The organism is Nocardia sp. NPDC060220 (assembly GCF_042727815.1).
Lineage (GTDB): Bacteria > Actinomycetota > Actinomycetes > Mycobacteriales > Mycobacteriaceae > Nocardia.
This window is the reverse complement of sequence record NZ_JBHWZY010000245.1, coordinates 1-8,356: the sequence shown is the minus strand read 5'-3', so window position 1 is coordinate 8,356 and position 8,356 is coordinate 1. Positions and strand designations below refer to the sequence as shown.

Below are 8,356 nucleotides of genomic sequence, written 5' to 3'. Positions count from 1 at the left end.
CCGTTGCTTGCTCCTTCGTCGCCTACGCAACGGCACCTGATCGACGGGACGGCCGCGAACCCGGCCGCTGCGCGTCCGGCCCCTCCCTAGGGGTCGGGGGTTGGGGTCGGGGCTGAGTGGGCGGCATGTTGGCGCGGTGGCAATAATCAGGGCATGAGTGAATGGAAGGCCTTTACCGTCGAGATCGCCGACAACGTTGCCCAGGTCACGTTGATCGGACCGGGCAAGGGCAATGCGATGGGACCCGACTTCTGGCGCGAGCTGCCAGAGGTCTTCGCCGAGCTCGACGCGGATCCGCAGGTACGGGCGGTGGTGGTGACCGGGGCGGGCAAGCACTTCTCGTTCGGTCTCGACCTGGCCGCGACCGCGGGCACGCTGGCTCCGGTGCTGGCCGACGACGCGAAGGCGGGGCCGCGCACGGAGTTCCTCAAGGAGGTCCGCCGGATGCAGGCCTCGGTGACGGCGCTGGCCGAGTGCACCAAGCCGGTGATCGCAGCGGTGTCCGGGTGGTGCATCGGCGGTGGTCTCGACCTGATCGCCGCTGCCGATATTCGTCTGGCCAGCGCGGATGCCAAGTTCAGCCTGCGTGAGGCGAAGGTGGCGATCGTCGCCGACATCGGGTCGCTGCAGCGCCTGCCCGGCATCATCGGCGAGGGCAATCTGCGGGAGCTGGCCTTCACCGCCAAGGATATCGACGCGGCCCGTGCCGAGCGGATGGGCCTGGTGAACGAGGTGTTCGCCGATCAGGAGGCCGTGCTGGCCGCCGCGCACGCGATGGCGCGCGAGATCGCCGGTAACCCGCCGCTGGTGGTGCAGGGCATCAAGGACGTGCTCGAGCAGCGGACCAGCCCGGCGATCGCCGACGGCCTGCGTTACGTGTCGACGTGGAACGCGGCGTTCCTGCCGTCGAAGGACCTGCCCGAGGCGATCGCGGCGGTCTTCGAGAAGCGCACGCCGGAGTTCAAGGGCGAGTAAAGGCAGTTCAAACGGTTGCCACGGCGACCGTTCTGCCTACATACTTGCATCACACAACTAATTGATTGATGCAAGTAAAGGTAAACGTGTGAGTGAGAGTGAGCCCGCGATCGACGCGATCGCGATCCAGCTCGTGCGGCTGCACCGGCTGCGCGATCGGGCGATGGCCCAGATCAAGGACCACTCGGGGATCGACCCGGCGGGGTTCATGGTGCTGTTCCGGTTGGTGTGTGACGGGCCGATGCGCTCGGGCGCGCTCGCCGACGCGGTGCATTCGGACGCGTCGACGGTGAGCAGGCAGGTCGCGCAGCTGGTGGAGCGTGGCCTGGTGGTGCGCGCAGCCGACCCCGACGACGGGCGAGCCACCGTGCTGGAGGCCACCGACTACGGGCGCGAGACCGCCGACCGGATCCGGGCGCGGCGCCGGAATTCCATCGCCATCGTCACCGAGAACTGGTCCACCGACGATCGCGCGCTCTTCGCCGGGCTGCTGACGCGGTTCGTCGAGGACTACGACGCGGCCCGCCCGGTCCTGCTGGCCCAGCCGCCCGCACTGAGCACTACGGAGAACGTTTCGTGACGACAACCGCGGCCCCGGTGGAATCACCGGCAGGCTTCACCCATCGCCAAATCCTGACCATCCTGTCCGGGCTGATGCTCGGCATGCTGCTGGCCTCGCTCGATCAGACGATCGTGTCGACGTCCATCCGCACCATCGCCGACGACCTCGACGGCTACTCGCTGCAGGCCTGGGCCACCACCGCCTACCTGATCACCGCGACGATCAGCACCCCGCTCTACGGCAAGCTCTCGGACATGTTCGGCCGCAAGCCGTTCTTCCTGGCCGCGATCGGTCTGTTCATCGTCGGTTCGCTGCTGTGCACGCTGGCCACGTCGATGTATCAGCTGGCCGCGTTCCGCGCGTTCCAGGGTCTGGGCGCGGGCGGACTCATGTCGCTGGCGCTGGCCATCATGGGCGACATCATCGGACCCCGTGAACGCGCCCGCTACCAGGGCTATTTCCTTGCGGTGTTCGGCATTTCGAGTGTGCTCGGACCCGTCCTCGGCGGGCTGCTGGCCGGGCAGGACACCATTCTCGGCATCACCGGCTGGCGCTGGGTGTTCCTGGTGAACGTGCCGCTGGGGCTGCTCGCCCTGGTGGTGGTGACCCGGGTGCTGCACCTGCCGCGCAAGCCGCACGCCACCCACCGCATCGACTTCGCGGGTGCGATCGTGCTCGCGGTCGGATTGGTTCCGCTGCTGATCGTGGCCGAACAGGGTCGCGAATGGGGCTGGAGCGGTAACTCTTCGGTGATCTGTTACGCGATCGGCGCGATCGGGCTGGCCGGCTTCGTCGTGGTCGAGAAGTTCATGGGAGACGCGGCGTTGATCCCGCTGCGGATCTTCGACAATGTGACGTTCGCGCTCGGCGTGGTGATCTCCTTCGTCGTCGGTGCGGCGATGTTCGGCGGCATGCTGCTGCTGCCGCAGTACCTGCAGGTGGTGCGCGGCGCCGGGCCGACCGAGGCAGGTCTGCAGATGCTGCCGATGGTGCTCGGGCTGATGACCGGTTCGATCGTCTCGGGTCGGCTGATCTCGAAAACCGGCCGCTACCGGGCATTCCCGATAATCGGCGCGATCATGCTGACGCTCGGGTTGTTCCTGCTGCACCTGCTCGACGCCGACAGCCCGCTGTGGCTGGCGATGCTGTTCATGGCGGCCACCGGCTTCGGCCTCGGCAATCTCATGCAGCCGCTGACCCTGGCCTTGCAGAACGCGCTGCCGCCCAAGGACATGGGCGTCTCGACCGCGTCGGCGACGTTCTTCCGTCAGATCGGCGGCACCCTCGGCGCCGCGGTGTTCCTGTCGATCCTGTTCTCGCTGCTCACCCCGAACATCACCACCGAATTGCAGCAGTCGGCGGCGGACCCCGCCTACCAGCAGGCCGTGATCGAGGGCGCGCAGAGCGCCAACCCGGCGGATGCCGCGCTGGCCAAGGGCCTGCTGGCGCACGACACGTCGGCCGCGGGCAAGGTCCTCCAGGACAGCTCGATCATCCAGCAGCTCGACCCCGAACTCGCCAAGCCCTTCCAGGTGGGCTTCGCCGACTCGATGTCGACGGTGTTCCTCGTCGCCTCCGCGGTGGCGTTGATCGCCCTGCTGCTGGTGCTGTTCTGGAAGGAAGTTCCGCTGCGGATGTCGGGGGGAATCCAAGCCGACGGCGATGCCAAGGCCGCCGAAGGGGTGGGTGCGCTGGTCGACACCGCCGCGCAGTCCGCCGCGTCAGCCGGGGACCCGCGCGACGGGGACGAGGGTGGTCGAGTCCGAGCGGGTGCGCCCCCGGCATGATCATCGGGTGAGTCGATTCGGCAGCGGTGGTGTAGTGCGGCGGTTACGTCGTCTGCCCGCCGCTGTCGGCTATCTGCTGGTGGGCGGGCTGACCGGGGTGGCGTCGCTGTTCGCGGTGGTCGCGCTGGCGATCGTGGCGGCCGCGAGCCTGATCGGGATCGGGATTCCCGCGCTGCCGGAGGCGGTCAAGTTGATCCGGCCGCTGCTGGGGCTCGAACGGCGCAGGGCGGGCAGGTTGCTCGGCACGCCGATCGTGTCCGCCTACCGGCCGTTGACCGGCGACCTGCGTCATCAGCTCGCGACGCTGGCCGCCGATCCGGCGAATCGGCGTGATCTGGCCTGGCTGGTGCTGCACGCGATCATCGGATTGCCACTGGCCGCACTGGCGGTGGCACTGCCGCTGAGCGCGGTGCAGCATCTCGCCGTCGCGAGTTATTGGAGTGCGCGGGCCGACGGCACGGTGTCCAGCGGCGGCATCGTCATCGATTCTTGGACCGCCGCCGTGGTGAGCGTGGCGGTCGGCATCGTCTACGGCGCCCTCGCACTGCGCGCGCCCGAGGCGGCGAACGCGCAGGCCCGAGTGGCAGGGGCGTTGCTCGCGCCGGACGAGAACGCCGTGCTGGCCGATCGGGTCGCCGAGCTGACCGTGACCAGGGCCGCCGCGTTGGACGCGCACGGTGCCGAACTGCGCCGCATCGAACGCGATCTGCACGATGGCGCCCAAGCCAGAATCGCGGCGGTGATCATGCAACTCGGACTGGCCGAGCAATGGCGCGACCGTGATCCCGAAGCCGCCGATCGGATGGTGCGGACAGCGCAGGACACGGCTTCGGCGGCCTTGGCCGAACTGCGCGATGTGGTGCGCAGCGTTTACCCGCCGGTGCTCTCGGATCGGGGCCTGAACAGCGCCGTCTCCGCGCTGGCCGCGCGCAGTCCGATCCCGTGCGTGCTCGAATCCAACGGCATCACCCGGCGGCCGATGGCGGTGGAGGCCGCCGCCTATTTCGTGATCGCCGAGGCCATCACCAACGCGACCAAACACTCCGGTGCCGACACACTGTCGATAGAACTGGGTGGGCCGCCCGATCTGCTCACCGTCGAGATCCGCGACGACGGTATGGGTGGAGCGAGCGCGACCGACGGGGGTGGTCTGGCCGGCATCCGGCGCAGGGCCGAGGCGCTCGACGGGCAGATGACGCTGAGCAGCCCCGCCGGTGGGCCTACTGTGGTGCGGGTGGAGTTGCCGTGCGGGTCGTGATCGCCGAGGACGACGCCCTCCTGCGGGAAGGCCTCGTGCTGCTGTTGAAGACGGCCGGGATCGACGTGGTGGCCGCCGTCGACAATGCCGACGATTTCCTCGCCGTCGTCACCGCCGACCGGCCGGACGCCGTGGTGGTGGATGTGCGGCTCCCGCCTACCTTCACCGACGACGGCCTGCGCGCCGCGGTGCGCGCCAGGACCGTCCACCCCGGGCTGCCGGTGCTCGTGCTGTCGTCCTATGTGGAGGACAGTTACGCCTCCGAACTGCTCGGTGACGGTGGTGGTGGCGTCGGGTACCTGCTCAAGGAACGGGTCGGCAAGGTCGACCGGTTCCTCGAATCCCTGCACCGCGTCGCCGCCGGTGGCACCGCGATGGACCCGGAAGTGATCGCACAACTGCTGGTGCGCCGCAAGGTCGACGATCCGCTGTCCACGCTGACCGCCCGCGAACGCGAAGTGCTCGCGCTGATGGCCGAAGGACAGGACAACTCCGCCATCGCGGCGCGCCTGGTCGTCACCGAAGGCGCTGTGCTCAAACACATTCGCAGCATCTTCGCCAAGCTCGGCCTCGCCGCCGACGAATCGGGCCACCGCCGGGTCCTCGCCGTACTGGCCTACCTGAACGCGCGCCCCGGATCGTCCTGACAGACCGGGTCGGTGTCGGGCAGCGTGCCGTCGCGGAGATAGGCGTTGACGGTCGTGTCGACGCAGGTGTTCGGGTAGTTGCCGTAGATCCAGTGCACCGCGACATCTTCCAAGGTCACCATGCGTGACCCCGTCATTGCCCGGTGCATGACCCGCGCGCCCGCGTGGGTGGTGCGGGTGTCGTCGGTGGACTGGACGATCAGGCTCGGCACCGCATTGCCGATCACGGTCGGCTGCTCGACCGGGGGCGCCCAGAACGCGCACGGCGGAATGTTGTTCGCGAACGCGCCGAACAGCGGTTGATCGGCACGGCTCGCCTCGATATTGCGCCAGTACCAGGCTGGATCGCGCGGTACTTCCACATCGCCGCACAGGACGGCCAACGCCGGTGAGTAGTCGCGTGGCCGCGCGGTGAGCATGAAGGCGAGCGAGGCGGCAAGCTCGGGTTCGGGCCGCACCTCGATGCCGTCGGCGGCATCGGCGAGTTGCCGGATCTGGCGTGCCAGCAGCGGATAGTTGCGTGGGTCGTCGAGCCCGCGGTAGAGCACCATCGGCAGGCTGTGTTCGTCGACGGTGAACTCGCCGATCCGGATCGGCCGGTCGTTCGCGCGGTGGACCATGGTCTGCACGGTCGACCTGACCGCGGAACGGTCCGCGCCGAAACGGAACTCGCCGTCGTGGGCGGCCACCCAATCGGCCCATCGGTCGAATGCCGCCTCGTTGACCGGGCCCATGGCACGGATCATCCCGACCGATCCGTAGTGCTCGGGGTCGACGGCACTGTCGAGGACGAACCGGTCGCTGCGCTCGGGGAACAGCTGTGCGAAGACCGCGCCGAGGTAGGTGCCGTAGGAGGTGCCGAAGTAGCTGATTCGTTCCTCGCCGAGGGCGGCACGGATGACGTCCATATCGCGGGCGGTGTTGCGTGTGGTGATGTGGTGCAGCCGAGGTCCCTCGTTCGTCGCGCACAGCGCGGCGAGTTCGGCATGCTGGGCGACGCTTTCGGCGAAACCGACGCCGTCGAGACCGGCGGATTCCAGCCCGAATCCGTGCTGCCAGCGGCAGTTCACCGGGGTGGAGCGGCCGATACCGCGCGGATCCATGCCGATCAGGTCGTAGCGGTCACGGACCTCGGAGCTCATCGCCTCGCGTACGTCGATCATGAAGTCGAGACCGGGAGCGCCGGGGCCTCCCGGATTGGACAGCAGCACGCCGCGACGTTTCGCGGGGTCCGTAGCGGGCAGCCGCGAGATGGCCACGGTCATCGTTTCCGCCTGTGGCGCCGAGTAATCCACCGGTACCCTCACCTGCGCGCACTGGGCGCCCGCCGGATCGAGACGCGGATCATCGCAGGACTGCCAGGTCAGCGACTGATGGCGAAAACGATCGAGCGGGTCGACATCGGCCGATGCCGTGGTGGCGGTGAGCAATCCGGCGGCCGTCGCGGCGACCGCGACGGCCAGGATCGCGCGTTTCATGAGGCACAGACCACGGTGTCGAAGGCCCGCTCGACAACCTCTGCCTGGTCTTTGCTGTTCGGCAGCTCGTTCACGGTGATGGTCACCGCGACGCCGTCGGCTGTGACCCCGGTGCGGGTATCGAAACCGGGGATGCTGCCACCGTGGGCGACGGTCGTCCTGCCACACGAGGTGGTCTGCACGACCAGGCCTAATCCGTAACCGGCCGAAGGCATTCGGTCGAACTGCACCGTCTGCCGCATCTGTTCCAGCTGTGCGGCGGGCAGCAACTTGCCGTCCAGCAGTGCGAGGAAGAAGCGGTTCAGATCCGAGCCGGTGGCGATCATCGCACCTGCGGTATCGCCCCATGAGGGATCGAAGTCGGTGAAATCGACACGGGCGCCGTCGATTTCCTGATAGCCGCGCGGGTGTGGTGTGCGCAGGCCGATGTCGCCGGGTGCGGGAAAGTAGGTGTCGCGCAAGCCGAGTGGCTCGATGATCCTGGTGGTGATCTCCGTGGCGGCGGGGCGGCCGGTGACCTGCTCGATCAGCATGCCGAGCAGGATGTAGTTGGTGTTGGTGTAGACCGAGCGGGCGCCGGGTTCGTGCCGCGGCGGCATCGTCATCGCGATGCGGACCAGCTCGCTGGGCGAAAAGTGGCGCAGGCGGATGACTTCCGGGTCTGGCTCGATCTGCTGCGTGCCGGGGTCGGCACGCAGGCTGGGATCGCCGCCGGCCAGATAGTCCGGTAGCCCGCTGGTGTGCTGGAGCAGTTGGCGCACGGTGATGCGGTTGCCATCGTTGCCACTGCCCTGCACGACGCCCGGTAGGTACCGCTCGACGGGACCATCGAGTTCGACCTTCCCCTCGGCGACCAACTGCATGACCACGGTCGCGACGAAACTCTTGGTGTTGCTGCCGATTCGGACGTACGCCCCGTCGGGAATCGGTGCGCCGGTCTCGATATCACCGACCCCCGCGGTGACGGTCTGTTCGCCGGCCGCGGTGGTGATCACGGCCTGGGCGCCGGGGAATCCCGCCTGCACCACCGATTCGAGCGCCTGCCGGATCTCCGGCCGACCCGGTTGCGCCGCCGTGGCGCTGTTCTCGGGGCCGCACGCGGTGACGGTGAGTAGTGCGAGCATGCCGGTTCCGGCCGCGAAGGCACGCCGTGACTTGCTCGAAAAAGTGGTGTTGAGCTGCATGATTCGAGCCTAGGTACGAGCGGGCGCCGTGCCCATGCCGCGCACACCCGAATCGAAGGTGGTGCCTGCGCTACCAACCTTGGGGTGGGGTAGGTGAAGCGACCAAGGGGAGAGTGAACTTACCCCTAGGGTTGGCTGTTCAAACCTCTGCGCCGCAATAACTTCGAGAAGTCGAAGTTGTCCGCGTCAGGAGAATCAATATGCGCATCAAATCCACCATCGCCGCTGCCCTGCTGGCCGTCGCGACCGTCGCCGGGGTGTCGGCGGTCGGTGCGGGCAGTGCCGCCGCGGCGCCGTACGGAACGTATTACGGCACCTACTACGAGCTCTATCAGTGCCGCGCGGCCGGGGAAGATCCGTACACCGGCGGGTATTACTGGGAGTGCACGGAGAGCTGGGACGGCTGGGATCTCTACATCTGGTACTGACACCGAAACGGGAAGTCCGAAAACTCTTCGGACTTCC

General features: G+C 68.0%; 8 protein-coding genes. 6 read left to right on the top strand and 2 right to left on the bottom strand.

What is annotated here, in order from left to right; translation table 11 throughout:
- Positions 1–153: 153 nt before the first annotated feature.
- From ACFWF3_RS15100 to ACFWF3_RS15080, 5 genes are all read left to right on the top strand, one after another.
- Complete coding sequence (locus ACFWF3_RS15100; RefSeq protein WP_379314129.1) at positions 154–975, top strand: crotonase/enoyl-CoA hydratase family protein; 822 nt, start codon at positions 154–156, stop codon at positions 973–975.
- An 88-nt stretch (positions 976–1,063) separates the two neighbouring features.
- Positions 1,064–1,555, top strand: a complete 492-nt coding sequence (locus ACFWF3_RS15095) for a MarR family winged helix-turn-helix transcriptional regulator (protein ID WP_378990785.1) — start codon at positions 1,064–1,066, stop codon at positions 1,553–1,555.
- A complete protein-coding gene (locus tag ACFWF3_RS15090) occupies positions 1,552–3,324 on the top strand; it encodes an MDR family MFS transporter (protein ID WP_379314128.1) in 1,773 nt (590 codons plus the stop codon). Before ACFWF3_RS15095 ends, ACFWF3_RS15090 begins: the two co-directional genes overlap by 4 nt.
- A gap of 7 nt (positions 3,325–3,331) precedes the next feature.
- Positions 3,332–4,582 carry a sensor histidine kinase gene (locus ACFWF3_RS15085; protein WP_379314127.1) on the top strand — a complete coding sequence of 417 codons (1,251 nt, stop codon included), beginning with the start codon at positions 3,332–3,334 and terminating at the stop codon, positions 4,580–4,582.
- A complete protein-coding gene (locus ACFWF3_RS15080; RefSeq protein WP_378990780.1) occupies positions 4,570–5,229 on the top strand; it encodes a response regulator transcription factor in 660 nt (219 codons plus the stop codon). The genes ACFWF3_RS15085 and ACFWF3_RS15080 overlap by 13 nt, the downstream gene beginning before the upstream one ends.
- On the opposite strand, the gene ACFWF3_RS15075 is transcribed toward ACFWF3_RS15080, so the two are convergent.
- Together ACFWF3_RS15075 and ACFWF3_RS15070 are read right to left on the bottom strand one after the other, a co-directional pair.
- Positions 5,199–6,707 (bottom strand): alpha/beta hydrolase, encoded by a 1,509-nt coding sequence (locus ACFWF3_RS15075; RefSeq protein WP_379314126.1) that lies wholly within the window; start codon positions 6,705–6,707, stop codon positions 5,199–5,201. The genes ACFWF3_RS15080 and ACFWF3_RS15075 overlap by 31 nt on opposite strands.
- Positions 6,704–7,891 carry a serine hydrolase domain-containing protein gene (locus ACFWF3_RS15070; protein ID WP_379314125.1) on the bottom strand — a complete coding sequence of 396 codons (1,188 nt, stop codon included), beginning with the start codon at positions 7,889–7,891 and terminating at the stop codon, positions 6,704–6,706. The genes ACFWF3_RS15075 and ACFWF3_RS15070 overlap by 4 nt, the downstream gene beginning before the upstream one ends.
- Before the next feature lie 200 nt (positions 7,892–8,091).
- Between ACFWF3_RS15070 and ACFWF3_RS15065 the strand changes: the two genes are divergently transcribed.
- Entirely contained in the window at positions 8,092–8,319 is a 228-nt protein-coding gene (locus ACFWF3_RS15065; RefSeq protein ID WP_378631491.1) for a hypothetical protein, read from the top strand.
- Positions 8,320–8,356: the final 37 nt, after the last annotated feature.

Bases quoted from the DNA above. Each gene is read 5' to 3' on its own strand.
- ACFWF3_RS15100 (WP_379314129.1), top strand. From the start codon at position 154: ATGAGTGAATGGAAGGCCTTTACCGTCGAGATCGCCGACAACGTTGCC.
- ACFWF3_RS15075 (WP_379314126.1), bottom strand. From the start codon at position 6,707: ATGAAACGCGCGATCCTGGCCGTCGCGGTCGCCGCGACGGCCGCCGGA.
- ACFWF3_RS15070 (WP_379314125.1), bottom strand. From the start codon at position 7,891: ATGCAGCTCAACACCACTTTTTCGAGCAAGTCACGGCGTGCCTTCGCG.
- ACFWF3_RS15065 (WP_378631491.1), top strand. From the start codon at position 8,092: ATGCGCATCAAATCCACCATCGCCGCTGCCCTGCTGGCCGTCGCGACC.